Origin of the sequence: Streptomyces sp. NPDC004111 (assembly GCF_042874215.1) — a bacterium.
GTDB lineage: Bacteria > Actinomycetota > Actinomycetes > Streptomycetales > Streptomycetaceae > Streptomyces.
Map to the genome: position 1 here is coordinate 60,493 of NZ_JBIAMU010000014.1, position 16,281 is coordinate 76,773.

At 73.6% G+C, this 16,281-nt stretch carries 8 protein-coding genes; 4 read left to right on the top strand and 4 right to left on the bottom strand.

Annotated features, from left to right (window positions below; translation table 11 throughout):
• Positions 1-2: 2 nt before the first annotated feature.
• The 4 genes from ACFYVL_RS26210 to fxsT are packed head-to-tail and all read left to right on the top strand — an operon-like array spanning position 3 to position 8,420.
• Positions 3-3,983 (top strand): SAV_2336 N-terminal domain-related protein, encoded by a 3,981-nt coding sequence (locus ACFYVL_RS26210; protein WP_389248867.1) that lies wholly within the window; start codon positions 3-5, stop codon positions 3,981-3,983.
• Positions 3,984-3,997: 14 nt separating this feature from the next.
• Positions 3,998-4,198, top strand: coding sequence for a hypothetical protein (locus tag ACFYVL_RS26215; protein ID WP_389248869.1), 201 nt, complete (start codon positions 3,998-4,000; stop codon positions 4,196-4,198).
• Complete coding sequence (locus ACFYVL_RS26220; protein ID WP_389248871.1) at positions 4,191-5,399, top strand: FxsB family cyclophane-forming radical SAM/SPASM peptide maturase; 1,209 nt, start codon at positions 4,191-4,193, stop codon at positions 5,397-5,399. Before ACFYVL_RS26215 ends, ACFYVL_RS26220 begins: the two co-directional genes overlap by 8 nt.
• Before the next feature lie 24 nt (positions 5,400-5,423).
• Entirely contained in the window at positions 5,424-8,420 is a 2,997-nt protein-coding gene (fxsT, locus tag ACFYVL_RS26225) for an FxSxx-COOH system tetratricopeptide repeat protein (RefSeq protein ID WP_389248873.1), read from the top strand.
• A gap of 113 nt (positions 8,421-8,533) precedes the next feature.
• Here the strand turns inward: fxsT and ACFYVL_RS26230 are convergent, their stop codons facing one another.
• From ACFYVL_RS26230 to surE, 4 genes are all read right to left on the bottom strand, one after another.
• Complete coding sequence (locus ACFYVL_RS26230) at positions 8,534-12,334, bottom strand: multifunctional oxoglutarate decarboxylase/oxoglutarate dehydrogenase thiamine pyrophosphate-binding subunit/dihydrolipoyllysine-residue succinyltransferase subunit (RefSeq protein WP_389248875.1); 3,801 nt, start codon at positions 12,332-12,334, stop codon at positions 8,534-8,536.
• 279 nt (positions 12,335-12,613) lie between these two features.
• Entirely contained in the window at positions 12,614-13,669 is a 1,056-nt protein-coding gene (locus ACFYVL_RS26235) for an ATP-binding protein (RefSeq protein WP_389249216.1), read from the bottom strand.
• Between the two features lie 179 nt (positions 13,670-13,848).
• Positions 13,849-14,586 carry a response regulator transcription factor gene (locus tag ACFYVL_RS26240; protein WP_362418308.1) on the bottom strand — a complete coding sequence of 246 codons (738 nt, stop codon included), beginning with the start codon at positions 14,584-14,586 and terminating at the stop codon, positions 13,849-13,851.
• 453 nt (positions 14,587-15,039) lie between these two features.
• Entirely contained in the window at positions 15,040-16,188 is a 1,149-nt protein-coding gene (surE, locus tag ACFYVL_RS26245) for a 5'/3'-nucleotidase SurE (RefSeq protein ID WP_389248877.1), read from the bottom strand.
• Positions 16,189-16,281 lie beyond the last annotated feature (93 nt).

Below are 16,281 nucleotides of genomic sequence, written 5' to 3' on the forward strand. Positions count from 1 at the left end.
CCATGGCAGGCCGACGACACACCCTCGCCGAGGGCGACCGGATCAACTCCGGCGCGACCAACGCCCAGTTGGTGGCCCTCCTCGACGGACTGCACGACCTCGGCATCGACCCGCACCCCGACGAACTCGCCGACGCCCTGTGGCTGGCCCGCTGGGTGCCCCCGGCGCACCCCGACCCGGCGCCGGGACCCGGCACACCGCCCGCCGACGGAGCGGGAGGCCGCACCGGTACCACCGGCCAGGCACCGCCGCGCCCCGACGTCACCCCGCCGCGCGGCACCCGCGTCCCCACCCCGCCCACCGCCGAACTGGCCGTACCCGGCCCCGGCGCGGGACCCGAGGGCACCGGCGGGGCGGAGGGCGCGGGCGAGGGGGCCGTGCGCGTGCCCACCGCCGCCGCACTGCCCCAGCCCCTCGCACTGCAACGCGCGTTGCGTCCGCTGCGCGGCTACCGGGCGCCCGCCCGCAGCCTCGGCGCCGAGGGCCTCGACGAGGAGGCCACCGCCGACCGGGCCGCCGACACCGGCGTCGTCGTCCCGGTACTGCGCGGCAGGCGGCGCCGGGCCGCCCGGCTGCAGTTCGTGATGGACGTGTCCACCTCCATGGTCGTGTGGGAGGAGACCCTCCAGGAACTGCGGCAGATCTGCGAACGCTCCGGCGCCTTCCGCGAGGTCCGCGTCCACTACGTACGGGAGAACGCCGACGGCGACGCCGCCTTCGCCCTCTCCGCCGACCCCGACGCCCCGCTGCACCGCCCCCAGGAGCTCCGCGACCCCACCGGCCACCGCCTCACCCTCGTCCTGTCCGACTGCGCGGGACCCCTGTGGCGGGCCGGCAAGATGCAGGAGCTGATGCACGGCTGGGCCGCCACCGCACCCGTCGCCGTCGTCCAGCCGCTGCCGCAGCGGATGTGGCGGCGCACCCATCTGCCCGCCGTGAAGGGCGAGCTGGTACGGGGCGAGGGCCCGGCGGGGCGGCTCAGGTTCCACCCGGCCGCGGGCGGGACGGACGACCCCGACGCCCTGCCCGTACCGGTACTGGCACCCCGCCCCGGACCGCTGCGCGCCTGGGTGCGGCTGGTGTCCGGCGCCAAGGGGCAGAGCCTGCGCACCGTCGCCGGCTGGGTGCGCGCCGAACACCCCGCGTCCGCCGCGCCGCGCCGCACCGAGCGCACGGCGACCCCGGCCGACCGGGTGCGCGCCTTCCGCAGGTCCGCCTCCCCGGACGCCGCCCGGCTCGCCGTCTACCTCTCCGCCGCCCCCCTCGCCCTGCCCGTGATGCAGCTCGTCCAGCGCGCGATGCTCCCCGACAGCGGCCCCGAGGTGCTCGCCGAGGTGATGCTCGGCGGACTGCTGCGGCGCGGCACCGACACCGACCGGCTGATCGGGTACGAGTTCATCGACGGCGTGCGCCGCGAACTGCTGGACCAGATCGCCGTCAGCGACGCCCACCTCGTCCTCAAGCACTGCTCCGCCTACCTGGAGCTCCGCTACGGCCGCACCGCCCGCAACTTCCCCGCGCGGGCCGCCGCCTACCTGGCGGGCGAGGCGCACCCGGCGCAGCCGGGCCGGCCCGGCGTGAGCGAGGAGGAGGGGCTGCGCGCCTTCGCCCGGGTCTCCGCCGAGGTCCTGCGCCGGTTCGGCCAGACGGTGCCGGTGGTGTCCGTCGCCGAGGCGACCGCCGTCGGCACCGGCGCCGACGAACTGGCCCTGAGGGCACGGGAACTCATCGCCCAGTACACCGAGCGGCACGCCGCCCGGGACCTCGACGAGGCGGCGGCACTGCTGCGGGCCGCCGTCGAGGCGTCCCCGGACCCCGGCGCGCTCCACGCCGAACTGGGCGCCCTGCTCTACCTGCGCTGGGAGGTGCGGCAGACGGCGGAGGACCTGCGCGGCGCCCTGGAGCAGTTCGCGCGGACCCGGCCCGGCACGCTGAACGCCGCCCTGCTGCGGGTGTGGCACGCCGCGCTGGTCGCCGTCGCGTCCGAGGTGGAGGTGACGGGCGCGGGGACGCCCGCGCTGCCCGACTCGGTACGGGAGCAGGAGGGCGAACCGTACCGGGCGCAGCGGCTCCGGATGCGGCTGTGGCGGCAGGCGCTGGACTGCCTGAAGGAGGCGAAACCCAAACGGGACCCGGCCTCCCGCGACGACGACACCGTCTACCCGAACGCCCTGCTCACCCTGCGCGTGATGGCCTCGTGGGGCGCGGACCCCGCCTTCACCGCACTGCTGCGGGAGGAGCACGACGGGCCGGCCGAGTGGACCGCGCGGATGCTGGGCGAGGCCGTGTTCACCGCGCTGAGCTGGACCTCCAGGGACTGGCCGGCCCGGCTGGAGCACTGTGCCGGGCTGCTGCTCGACCGGGCCAGGCACCTGCTGGGCCAGGGCGAGGTCCGCTGGGAGCCGGGACCCGAGTACCGGGCGGAGGGCCGTCGGCAGGCCGGGTCCGCGGTCGAGACGTACCGCGAGCTGATCGACGCGCTGTACCGCGACCGGGGCGGGGAGCCGCTCGTCGCCGGGGGCGGGCCGTTCCGCGCGCAGGAGGGGCCGTGGCCGGTGGGGCCCGCACCGGAGGCGCCGGGGGAGCCGGCACCGGGCGCGGAGGAACCGTACGAGGAGGAGGCGGGGCCCGGCACGGCGGAGCGGTACCGGCAGGGGGCGGGCCCCCTCGACGACGCCCCGCCCGCCGCACCGTTCCCGGACGACGACCGCAATCCGTACCTGGACGAGTACACGGACCTGTACGGCACGCCCCCCTCCGGCGCACCGGAGGGCCTGAGCCGGCACCCCGGCTCGCCCCGCGCCTCCGAACCCGACCAGGACTACGGCCCGGAACGGGACGAGGACCTGGCGCAGGGCTACGGGCGCGAGCGGGACGAGGACCTGGCGCAGGGCTACGGGTCGAGTGACGGGCCGGGGCCCAGCCCCGAACCGGGCGACGGGTCCGGGCAGGGCCCCCGCGCCGGCCTGGGCAACGGCTCCGAGCAGGACCCGGGCCTCCAGCAGGGCCGTTACCCACAGCAGGACCCCGCCCCCGCCGAGGGCCACGGCTCCGCGTCGGCCTTCCCGCCCGTCGGCCCCGGTCCCGTGCCGTACACCCCGGCCGAGCAGCGCGACCACGAGGCGCACGAGGCGCGGGCGGCCCTGGACCGGCGGATCGCCACCGCCCTGCTCGGCCTCGCCGGCGCCCTCCAGCTGCACGGGAACGGGGCCGCCGAGGCCGAGGAGGAGCGGCTCCGCCTGCTGCGGCTGGCCCTCGCACTCAGCCGCGAGGAGCGCGAGCTGCGCACCCTCACCCTCCAGCACCTCGCCTGGGCGCTCGCCGACGCCTACGCGCGCACCGGCGAGCGGGAGCACCTCGTCGAGGAGATCGACGCCTGGTGGGCCTCGCTCGCCGGTCTCGAACCGGACAGCGAGTTCTACCCGTACGCGCTGAAGTCGCTGGGCGACGCCCTCATCGAGGCCGAGGAGTGGGACGACGCGGTGCGGATGATGCGCGAGGCTGTCGACAGCACCGCCGACGCCGACCCCGAACTGGCCGGCCGCCGGATGGCGCTCGGGCACGCCCTGCTCACCCGGTACGTCATGCGCGGCGGCCAGTCCGACCTGCACGAGGCGGACTGGCTGCTGGGTGCGGCGGCCCGCGCCGGAGAGGGCACCGAGATCGCGGCGGCCAGCTGGCGGCTGCGCGCCCAGGTCGCCGAGGAACAGGCCCGGCGCGGCGGTTCGGCGGCCCGCTGGATCGATGCCGCCGACTACTACCGGCGGGCCGCCGAGGCTGCCGAGGAGGCGCACCGCCCCGAGATCGCGGCCGGCTCCCGCCACTACCGCGCCAAGATCCTCGAACGCACCGCGGGACCCGCCCGCGCCCTCGCCGAGTACCGGGAGGCGGTGCACCTGTACGCGGAGGCGGGGGAGCAGGACACCGAGGAGGCGGCCGACGCGCGGGCCGCCGTACGACGGCTGACGGGCGGCCGGGCGTGACGGGGCGCCCCGAGGTGCCTCCGATACCCGACGGCGAACACCCACCGACCGGTGGCCCGCTGCCCGTCCTGCGCCGCCCCGCTCCGGGCACGACCGTCCGGCACCCCGCGCTGGCCGCCGTGCTCGCCGAGGTACGGGCCAGGGAGGCGGGCGGCGGACAGGTCGTCGCGTACTACGAGGACGCCCCCTACCACGAGGACCTACCGCATGACTGAAAAGGTGTATGCGGAGGGCCAACTCGGCAGCACCGTGCGCCCCGTGGTCCCCTTCCGGCAGTTCGTGCTCAAGGTGCACGGCCGCTGCAACCTCGCCTGCGCCTACTGCTACATCTACGAGAGCCCCGACCGGACCTGGCGCGAGCGCCCCGCCACCGCCCCGGCCGCCGTCGTCCGCGCCACCGCCCGGCGGATCGCCGAGCACGCCGCCGCCCACCGGCTGCCCCGCGTCCGCGTCGAACTCCACGGCGGGGAGCCCCTGTTGAAGGGGCCGGGGCCGGTGATCTCGACGGCCGACGCGGTGCGCGCGGCCGTCGGCCCCGGCACCGCCGTCACCGCCACCGTCCAGACCAACGGCACCCTGCTCACCCCGGCGGTCCTCGACGCCCTCGCCGCCGCCCGCATCCGCGTCGGACTCAGCCTCGACGGCGGGAACGCCCGGCTCAACACCCGCCGCCGCGACCACGCCGGACGCCCGTCGTGGCCCGCCGCGGCCCGCGGCGCCCGGCTGCTCGCGGAGCGCCACCCCGCCTCGTACGCCGGACTGCTCTGCACCGTCGACGTCACCCAGGACCCCGCCGAGGTCTACGGGTCGCTGTGCGCGCTCGCGCCGCCCGCCCTGGACTTCCTGCTGCCGCACCGCAACTGGGGCACCCGGACGCCCGGCCGCCACCGCCCCGCCCCCACCCCGTACGGCGACTGGCTGGCCGGGGCCTTCGACCTGTGGTGGGCGGCGCCGGACGGGGCCCGGCCCCGGGTGCGGCTCTTCACCGAGGTGGTGGCACTGCTGCTCGGCGGACAGAGCGCCGCCGAGTCCGTCGGGCTCTCCCCGCTGGCCGCCGTCGTCGTCGACACCGACGGCGCCATCGAACAGGTCGACTCGCTGAAGTCGGCGTACGAAGGGGCCCCGGAGACCGGGCTCGACGTCCTGCGGCACAGCTTCGACGACGCGCTGCGCCACCCCGGAGTGGCCGCCCGCCACCTCGGCGCGGACGCGCTCGCCGACACCTGCCGAAGCTGCCCGGTGGTCCGGGTCTGCGGCGGCGGGAACTACGCCCACCGGTACGCGCACGGCACCGGGTTCCGGCACCCCAGCGTGTACTGCGCCGACCTGGAGCGCTTCGTACGGCACGTCGCCGGGCGGGTCGCGGAGCAGCTGGACGGCGGTACGGTTCCCCCAACGGGTGTGTGTCACAGTTGAGTTGACGGACGAGGAGAGCAGCACATGTCCAGCGCGCAGACCCCGGCACGGACCCCGTCGCCGCAGCACGTCGCCGTCGTCTACGCGGGCCAGTCCCAGTCCTGGGCGGACTGGATGAAGTACCAGCTCAGCCGCGCCGAGGTGCGCCCCAAGCTGGTCCGCTGGGACCCGCTGCACCGGACCGCCGACACCCACGCGCTCACCGAACTCCTCGACGCACCCACCCGCGGCCGGGTGCTGATCGTCGTCGACGACTGGTTCCTGCGGCTCCCGCAGGACCGGCAGGACGCCTGGGGCGAGGTGCTGCGCGAGGTCGTGCCCCGGTACGGGGCCCGGATCAGCGCCGTCACCGTCACCGCCGCCACCCTGCCGTCCGCCGCCGACCCCCTCTCCCCGACCCGGCTGCGCGGACTGGGCCCCGCCGAGGCGCGCCGCCGGCTGCTCGCCACCGCGGGGGTGCGGCCGGGCGGCGGCGCCCCGGTCGACCTGGGGCGCGGACCGCGCTTCCCCGACGATCTGCGCGAGATCGACAACGCACCCCGGCACAACCACCGCTTCACCGGCCGCGAACGCGTCCTCGAACAGCTCCACGACACCTTCGCCGAGGTCGGCCCCGGCGCCCGGATCGCCCTGCACGGCCCGCCCGGCGTCGGCAAGACCCAGGTCGCCACCGAGTACGTGCACCGGCACGCGGGCGAGTACGACATCGTCTGGTGGGTCGGCGCGTCCGTACGGCTGCGGGCCCGTACCGAGTTCGCCGCGCTCGCCGAGGAGCTGGGCGTCGCCCCCGTACAGCGCGACCAGCTCAGCGACCACATCACCGCCGCCCGCGAGGAACTGGCCGGACGGGGCCGCTGGCTGGTCGTGCTGGACGGCGCGGAGGACCCCGAGGCACTCGAAGAGCTGCTGCCCACCGGCCCCGGCCACCTGCTGGTCACCACCCCGCGCACCGACTGGGCGGGGCACGGGGCGGAACTGATCGGCCTGCCGCCCTTCGAGCGCGAGGAGTCCGTCGCCTTCGCCCGGCTGCGCACCGGCCGCCTCACCGCGGACCAGGCCAACGACCTGGCCGCCGCCGTGCAGGACCTGCCGCTCCTCATCGCCCAGACCGCCGCCTGGCTCGACACCCACCCGGCCGCCTCCGTGGCCTCCTACGTCTACGACATCCGGCACGGCGACCCGCACGAGGCGGAGGTCGAGCAGACCCACGACTACCCGGCGGGCTTCAAGGTCGCCTGGGGCCGCACCGTCAACGGGCTCCTCGAACAGCACCCGCAGGTCTACGAACTGCTCGTCCTGCTCGCCTTCTTCTCGCCCGACGTGGTGCCCGCCCGGCTGCTGCGCACCGCCCGCGCCGACGACCTCCCCGAGCACCTGGCCACCCTCGTCGGCGAACCCAGCACCTGGAACTCCGCCCTGCGCACCCTCTCCGAGGCGACGTCCATGCGCGTCGAGTACGAGCCCGGCCCGCGCATGGACATCGTCACCGTCGGCACCCTGCGCATGCACCGCCTCTTCCACCGCTTCGTCCGCGGCCACCTGCCGCGCCCGGAGTTCGCCGAGGCCTCCGCCATCGCCTGCCGGGTCCTGGTCGCGGGCGACCCGCGCGACCCCGGCGACAGCACCCACTGGCCGCGCTACGCCGAACTGGTCCCGCACCTGGAGCTGGCGGGCGCCCTCGCCGCCACCGACCACGACGTCCGCGCCGTGGTCCTCAACTGCGTCGAGTACCTGCGGGTGCGCGGCGAGTACCGGGAAGGGCTCCGGCTGAGCACGGCGGCGGCCGACTCCTGGACCAAACTCTCCGGCCCCACCGACCCCCAGGTCCTGGTGGCCCGCCACCAGCAGGCCAACATGGAACGCCGGCTGGGCCGCTACCACGAGGCCGAGCGCATCGGCCGCGCCACCCTCGACCTGGTGTCCTCCGGGGCCGAGGTCCGCCCCATCGAACTCGTCCGCGCCAAGAACGGCCTCGGCGGCACCCTCATGGCCCTCGGCGCCTACGACGAGGCCCGCACGCTCTTCGACGAGGCGGCCACCGACGCCACCGACCTCCTCGGCGAGTACCAGATCCCCCGCATCCTCTCCATCCGCTCGAACCTCGCCATCGCCGTCGGCCTGCTCGGCCACTACCAGGAGGCGTACGACCGGCACAGCGAGATCCTGGAGGAGTCCATCCGTCTCTTCGGCGGCAAGGCCCGGCTCACCCTCCACGCCGGCCTGCACACCGCCTGGACGCTCCGCCTCCTCGGCCGCTACCGCGAGGCCCTCGACATCCAGGAGCAGAACTGCCGGCTGCACGCCCAGGTACTCGGCAGGAACCACGGCGAGACCCTGATCGCCGACCACAACCTGGCCCTGTGCATGCGCCGCGAGGGCAACCTCAAGTACGCCGGCGCCCTGATGCGCAAGGTCCGCGAGAGCATCGTCCACCGGCGCGGCTCCGCCCACCCCGAGGCGCTGCTCATCAGCGCCGACCACGCCATGCTGCTGCGCGACGCCGGCGACCTGGAGCAGGCCAGGGAGATCGCCGAGGAGACCGCCAAGCAGTACGCCCTCCAGCTCGGCCGGGACCACCCCTGCACGGCGGGCGTCCAGGACAACTGCGCCCTCGTGCAGCGCGACCAGGGCCACCTGGACGCCGCCCTGACCCGCTCCGAGGCGGCCCGTGCCACCATGGCCGCCGCACTGGGCGAGGACCACGTCTGGAGCGTCGGAGTGGCCATGAACACGGCGTCGGCCCGTGCCGCCGTCGGCGACCACGAGGGGGCCGTCGCGCTGGGCCGCGACGCCCTCGCACGGGCCCGTGCCGCCGTCGGCGACAGGCACGTCCTCACCCTCAACATGGCGGCGGGCCTCGCCCAGGACCTGCGCGCCCTGGGCCGCACCCAGGAGGCCGACCGCATCCAGCGGGAGGCGGTCGCCCGCCTCACCGACGCCTTCTTCGAGCAGCACCAGCAGGTCCAGCACATGCTCCAGGGCCGCCGCCCGTACTGGGACTTCGAACCGCAGCCCATCTGAGCCGCCCGCCCCGGCCGCCCGTACCGCCCCGCCGCCGGTCCCGCACACGCAGAGGGCCCGGCCCCGCGGAAAACTCCGCGGGACCGGGCCCCACTCACGTACAGCGGTGGTGACTAGGCGTCGAAGACCTCGTTCACCAGTGCCGCCTGCTCCGCCTGGTGGCGCTTGGCCGAGCCGACCGCCGGGGACGAGCTGTGCGGACGCGAGATGCGGCGCAGGCGCTCGCCGTGCGGGATGTCCGCGCCGACGGCCAGGTCCAGGTGGTCGATCAGGTTGAGGGCGATGAACGGCCAGGCACCCTGGTTCGCCGGCTCCTCCTGGGCCCACAGGTACTTCTCGGCGTTCGGGTACTTGGCGATCTCGGCCTGGAGCTCCGCGCCCGGCAGCGGGTACAGGCGCTCAAGGCGGATGATCGCGGTGTCCGTGGCGCCGCGCTTCTCCCGCTCGGCCTCCAGGTCGTAGTAGACCTTGCCCGCGCAGAAGACGACCTTGCGGACCGCGCCCGCGTCGACCGTCGAGTCGCCGATGACCGGACGGAAGCCGCCGGTGGTGAACTCCTCCGCCTTCGACGCCGCGGCCTTCAGACGCAGCATCGACTTCGGGGTGAAGACGATGAGCGGCTTGTGGTGCGGGTTGTGCACCTGCCAGCGCAGCAGGTGGAAGTAGTTGGAGGGGAGCGTCGGCATGGCGACGGTCATGTTGTTCTGGGCGCACATCTGGAGGAAGCGCTCCGGGCGGGCGGACGAGTGGTCCGGGCCCTGGCCCTCGTAGCCGTGCGGCAGCAGCAGGGTGACGCCGGACGTCTGGCCCCACTTCTGCTCGGCGGAGGAGATGAACTCGTCCATCACGGTCTGGGCGCCGTTGACGAAGTCGCCGAACTGCGCCTCCCAGATCACGAGGGACTCCGGGCGGGCCAGCGAGTAGCCGTACTCGAAGCCCATCGCCGCGTACTCGGACAGCAGCGAGTCGTAGACGTTGTAACGGGCCTGCTCGTCCGAGAGGTACTGGAGCGGGGTGTAGTCCTCGCCGGTCTCCTGGTCCACCAGGACCGCGTGCCGCTGGCCGAAGGTGCCGCGGCGGGAGTCCTGGCCGGCCAGGCGCACCGGGGTGCCCTCCATCAGCAGGGAGCCGATGGCCAGGGTCTCGCCCATGCCCCAGTCGATCGTGCCGTCGTCGATGGACGCGGCGCGGCGCTGCATCTGCGGCATCAGGCGCGGGTGGACGTGGATGTGGTCCGGGATGTTGACCTGCGACTCGCCGATCCGCTTCACGACCTCCTGCGAGATCGCGGTGGACACGGCCACCGGGAACTCGGCCTGCGGGTCGCTGTACGGGGCGGAGGACGGCGTGGAGGTGGCCTCGCGGACCTCCGCGAACACCTTCTCCAACTGGCCCTGGAAGTCCTGGAGCGCCTGCTCCGCCTCTTCCAGGGTGATGTCGCCGCGACCGATCAGGGACTCGGTGTAGAGCTTGCGCACCGAGCGCTTCTTGTCGATCAGCGTCACCATCTGCGGGTTGGTGAACTGCGGGTTGTCGCCCTCGTTGTGACCGCGGCGGCGGTAGCAGATGAGGTCGATCACGACGTCCTTGTTGAACGTCTGGCGGAACTCGAAGGCCAGGCGCGCGACGCGGACCACGGCCTCCGGGTCGTCGCCGTTCACGTGGAAGATCGGCGCCTCGATCATGCGGGCCACGTCGGTGGCGTACATCGAGGAGCGGGAGGACTCCGGGGCGGCGGTGAAGCCGACCTGGTTGTTGATCACCACGTGCACGGTGCCGCCGGTGCGGTAGCCGCGCAGCTGGGACATGTTGAACGTCTCGGCCACGACGCCCTGGCCCGCGAAGGCGGCGTCGCCGTGCAGGGCGACGGGCAGGACGGTGAAGTCCGTGCCGCCCTTGTTGATGATGTCCTGCTTGGCGCGGGCGATGCCCTCCAGGACCGGGTCCACGGCTTCGAGGTGCGAGGGGTTCGCGGCCAGCGAGACCTTGATCTGCTCGCCGTCGAGACCGGTGAAGGTGCCCTCGGCGCCCAGGTGGTACTTCACGTCGCCGGAGCCGTGCATCGACTTCGGGTCGAGGTTGCCCTCGAACTCGCGGAAGATCTGGGCGTACGACTTGCCCACGATGTTCGCCAGCACGTTGAGCCGGCCGCGGTGGGCCATGCCGATGACGACCTCGTCCAGACGCGACTCGGCGGCGCTGTCGATGACGGCGTCGAGCAGCGGGATGACCGACTCGCCGCCTTCGAGGCTGAAGCGCTTCTGGCCGACGTACTTGGTCTGCAGGAAGGTCTCGAACGCCTCCGCGGCGTTCAGCCGGCGCAGGATGCGCAGCTGCTCCTCGCGCTCCGGCTTGGAGTGCGGGCGCTCGATGCGGTCCTGGAGCCACTTGCGCTGCTTCGGGTCCTGGATGTGCATGAACTCGACGCCGGTGGTGCGGCAGTACGAGTCGCGCAGCACGCCCAGCACGTCGCGCAGCTTCATCAGGGTCTTGCCGGCGAAGCCGCCGACCGCGAACTCGCGCTCCAGGTCCCACAGGGTGAGCCCGTGCTCGTTGATGTCGAGGTCGGGGTGCTTGCGCTGCTTGTACTCCAGCGGGTCGGTGTCGGCCATGACGTGGCCGCGCACCCGGTAGGAGTGGATCAGCTCGAAGACGCGCGCGGCCTTGGTGACGTCGTCGTCGTGCGAGACGTCGATGTCCTTGAGCCAGCGGACCGGCTCGTAGGGGATGCGCAGCGCCTTGAAGATCTCGTCGTAGAACTCGCTGTCGCCGAGCAGCAGGTTGGCGACGACGCGGAGGAACTCGCCGGACGCGGCACCCTGGATGACCCGGTGGTCGTACGTGGAGGTGAGGGTCATCACCTTGGAGATGCCCAGCTTGTTCAGGGTGTCCTGCGAGGTGCCCTGGAACTCGGCCGGGTAGTCCATCGAGCCGACACCCATGATCACCGACTGGCCGGGCATCAGACGCGGCACGGAGTGCACGGTGCCCAGGCCGCCCGGGTTGGTCAGCGAGACGGTGACGCCGGAGAAGTCGTCCATCGTCAGCTTGTTGTCGCGGGCGCGGCGGACGATGTCCTCGTAGGCCTGCCAGAACTCGAAGAAGTCGAGCGTCTCGGCCTTCTTGATGCCGGCGACGACGAGCTGGCGGTCGCCGTTCGGCTTCACCAGGTCGATCGCGAGGCCGAAGTTCACGTGCTCCGGCTTGACCAGGGTCGGCTTGCCGTCCTTCTCCGTGAAGGAGTAGTTCATCGACGGCATGGCCTTGATGGCCTGCACCATCGCGAAGCCGATGAGGTGGGTGAAGGAGATCTTCCCGCCCCGGGCCCGCTTCAGGTGGTTGTTGATGACGATGCGGTTGTCGAAGAGCAGCTTCACCGGGACCGCGCGCACGGACGTCGCCGTGGGGACCTCGATGGAGGCGTTCATGTTCTTCGCGACGGCGGCGGAGGGGCCGCGCAGCGTGACGTACTCGGGGCCCGCGGGGGCCTCGGTCGCGGGCTCGGCCTTCTTCGCGGCGGCCGGCTTCGCGGCGGGGGCCGCGGCCTTCGGCGCGGGCGCGGCGGCGGCGGGCTTGGCGGCCGGTGCGGCAGGCGCCTGCGCGGCGGGCTTCGCCGGGGCCGGCGCGGCCGGCGCGGCGGCCGGAGCCGGGGCCGCGGGTGCGGACTGCGCCGGGGCGGCCGGGGCCTGCGCGGCGGGTGCGGCCTTCTCGGCCGTACCGCCGGTGGTGCCCGGCTTGTAGTCGGCGAAGAAGTCCCACCAGGCGCGGTCGACGGAACTGGGGTCCTGGAGGTACTGCTGGTAGATCTCGTCGACGAGCCACTCATTGGGACCGAAGGCGGCGGCAGGGTTCTTCCCCTGCCCGTCCTGGTCGGTCGACGAGAGACTTGAGCTACTGGGGGACTGAGACGACACGGCGTTAACCGCCCTCTTCCGCTTCGCAAGGTGGTGGACAGCGGAAATAAAGGCTACGCCTCCACGGCCGGGAGATGCAGACCGGGCGGGCCATCCGTCGCGTAAGTCACACCGGAGAGCTGGTTTCGGCGCACGAATTGGCGGGAAACAAGCGTGGTTCCGCTGTGGACCGCGCGTCAACCGGGTGCGAGCCGGGTGCATCCGACCGAGGAAGCGGCCTTTGCCCCCGCATCCTGGCAGGACGGACGCAGAACGTCCGTTTCTGGTTCGAACCCTACGTCAACCGCGCGGACGAGTGATCCCCGGAAGGCTGACCTGTATCCGGCAACCACGTTCCGATTCGGCCACTCCGATGTGACCGCCGTGCAGATCGACCGCCCAGCGGGCGATGGCGAGACCGAGACCGGTACCGCCGTCACTGCCGGACGAGGGCTTGGCAGGCGCCTTCCCCTGGTTGAACCGTTCGAAAACCCGGTGCCACTCCGACTTGGGTATGCCGGGCCCCTCGTCGAGCACTTCCAGCTCCAGGGACTCCGGCAGCTCGCCGCGCCGCGCCCGCACCGTCACCCGCCCGTGCGGCGGGCTGTGCTTCACCGCGTTGTCGATCAGGTTGGCGACGACCTGGTGCAGCCGCTCCTGGTCCGCGTGCGCGGTCAGCTCGGGCGGCGACACGTCCAGGTGCAGATGTACGTCCTTGCGCGTGTGGTGCCCGGACCCGGAGACCAGACCGCGCTGCGCGGCGGCCAGATTGGCCTCCTTCAGCACACCCGACAGATACGGCCACACCTCGAAGCGGTACGCCTTCAGCGGCACGACACCGTTGTCCAGCCGGGCGAGGTCGAGCAGGGTCTCCACCAGCCCGCCCAGGCGCTCGGTCTGCTTCAGCGCGGTCCGCATGGTCTCCGGGTCGGCGGCCACGACGCCGTCCACCACGTTCTCCAGCACGGCGCGCAGCGCGGCGATCGGGGTGCGCAGCTCGTGCGAGACGTTGGCGACCAGCTCCTTGCGGTTCTGGTCGACGGCCTGCAGCTCCTCGGCCATCCGGTTCAGCGTGGTGGCCAGCCCGCCCAGCTCGTCGCGGCGGCCCTCGCCGCCGACCCGCCCGGTGTAGTCGCCGTGCGCCATGGCGGCGGCCACGTCCCGCATCTCGTCCAGCGGTTTCGTCAGGTTGTGCGCCACGAACTGGGTGATCAGCATCGAGGCGATGATCGAGAAGACCGTGATGAAGCGCAGCTCGGTCTTGGTGGCCAGCGCCACCATCACCAGGCCCGTGGTGAGCGCCACCGACACCACGACGAGCGAGATCAGCTTCGCCCGGATCGTGAAGGGCCGCAGCACGTGCAGCCCCTTGCCCGGGGGCCAGCCGTTCAGCAGCCGGTGCGCGCGCAGCCGCTCGACGAACGGCCGCCGGACGCGCTGTCCGCAGTCGGCACACCGGCGGGCGGGGCGCGACGGCTCCCGCCGCCCCGCTGCTCCGCGCCGCGGCGCCGCCCGCTTCGTACCGGCCGCAGCGCTCACGGCGCCGGTGTCTCCAGCGCGTAACCCACACCGTGGACGGTACGGATGCGCTCCGCGCCGATCTTCCGGCGCAGCGCCTTGATGTGGCTGTCGACGGTCCGGGTGCCCGAGGCGTCCGCCCAGTCCCACACCTCGGCCAGCAGCTGCTCCCGGGAGAGCACCGCCCGCGGGGTGTTCGCCAGACAGACCAGCAGGTCGAACTCGGTGGGAGTGAGGTGCACGTCCTCGCCGTGCACCCGCACGCGGCGCTGCGCGTGGTCGATCTCCAGCTCGCCGAGGCGCAGGATGCCGCTGCGCGGAGTGGCCGCGGCGATCGTGGCCCGCTCGACCCGGCGCAGCAGCACGTGCACCCGGGCCGCCAGCTCCCGCATGGAGAACGGCTTGGTCATGTAGTCGTCGGCGCCGACACCGAGGCCGACCAGCATGTCGGTCTCGTCGTCGCGTGCGGTGAGCATGAGCACCGGAACCGGCCGCTGCGCCTGGACCCGGCGGCAGACCTCCAGGCCGTCGAAACCGGGCAGCATGATGTCGAGGACCATCAGATCCGGCTGCCAGGCCTCGGCCGTGTCCACGGCCGCGGGGCCGTCGCCGGCCGTCTGCACCTGGAAGCCCTCGGCCCGCAGCCGGGCCGCGATGTTGTCCACGATCGTGGAGTCGTCCTCGACGACCAGTACCCGGCGCTGTGCACCCGGCGTGGCCGCGAGTCCGTTGTGGCTGGTGTGTGTCTGCTCCATCGCCCCGCCTCTGGAGTGCGTTCGTAAGATCTCGCGGTCAGATGAGCAGCGTACGGGCACTGACCAGCCCCCGGCTACGCGGTGCGACAAGCGGGGCGGGGGACCGATCGGCACTCGTCGGGCAAGTCGGGCCGCAACGCCCGAAACTCGCTGAATGCGACATTCCGCAATGACTCTTCGTAAGTCCTGCCGTCGTAACTCGCCCTGAGCACAAGGAAGTAGACGTTGCGTAGGCAAGGTGTCCCGCTGTGTTGCCATAGTGACGCGTAGTTCACCCGAGGCATGGTTGTACATCCATGCGTGGGGAACCTGTGAAAGTTCTCTCCCGGGTGCGGCTCCACTGTGCGGGACCGGGGGGCGCCGGCCCCGCATCCGGACATTTCGACGGCTTGGTGCGGACCTTCCCGGCGGTCCGCGGGCCCCCGTCCGCCGGGGGCCGCGGCCCGCCGTCCGTCAGGAGCGCGGGGCGCCGTGCCGTACGTACCGCTCCAGCCTCCGCAGCTCGGGCCGGCCGTCCACGGGGGTGCCGTACGTGCGGTCCCAGGTGATCGGGGCGACCGTGATGTGGTTCTTCGCCAGCAGCCACGTCTGGTCCGCGTCGCCGCGCGACTCGTCGCACTCGCCGCCGGTCCGCGGCCCGCCCGCGCAGATGCCGGGGGTGATGTCGAAGCTGTCGCCGCCGTTCTTCCGCGCGTAGGAGTGGTAGACGGCCGCACCGTCGCCGACCCGGGTCCAGACCGGGGGCATCGTCCGCTCGCCGTTCGTGGTGTCCGGGTAATCGATCTTGACGGCGAACTTGCCGGTGAGCAGTGCCTGGCGGCGCATCCCGGCGAGGAACCGGGCACCGAACTTCGCGGTCCTGCGGTACGTCGACACCGGGAAGTAGGTGTTGCCGGCGTCCCCCTCCGCGCTGAGGGCGACCGCCGGGACCCCCTGGTCGATCGCGGCCACGGCCGCGCCCACGGTGCCGGAGTCGTTCACGCTCGAGGCGACGTTGGGGCCGGAGTTGATGCCGGTGAGGACGACGTCCGGGTTCCGCGTCCAGCCCGCCTTCGCGCGCAGCCCGCCGCGCAGCGCGAGCTTCACGGTGTCCGCCGGGGTCGCGGACGGGGTGTCCGGGCCGCACGGCCCGTCGGCCGCGCACACCCCGAAGACGGGCCCGCCGGACGGGGCGCCGGCGCAGTCCCGCTCGTACCCCTCGGGCAGCCGGGTGCGCTGCTGGGCGGTGAGTACGCCGCCGTTGGTGACGGCGGTGCCCCGGCCCGACTGGACCTGCCAGGGGGCCATGACGACGACGTCGGCGCCGGCGGCGCACAGGGCGCGGCGCAGCTCGTAGAGGCCGAGACCGTCGGAGTGCGAGGGCTTGGCGGCCTGCATGCCGTCGTCGTTGGAGATCAGGACGCGCATCCCGGCGAGCGGCTTCCCGGGCGTGCCGGGCCTGCCGGGGTGCGCGGCGGACGCGGCTACGGCGTCCGGGGCGGTCGCGGTGGCCACAACGGGAGCGGTCCGCGGGGCCGCGGTGGCGTACGCCGTGACGCCGAGTCCGGCGGCGGCGAGAGCGGCGGCGGTCGGTGCGAGGAGAGTGCGACGTGCGAAGCGCATGGGACGGCGGTCCCTTCCGGGCGGAGCGGGCAGGTGGGTGAGGAGAGGCGGACAGAGGGGAGCGGGGGCGGGGAGAGGCGGAGTGGGGGAGCG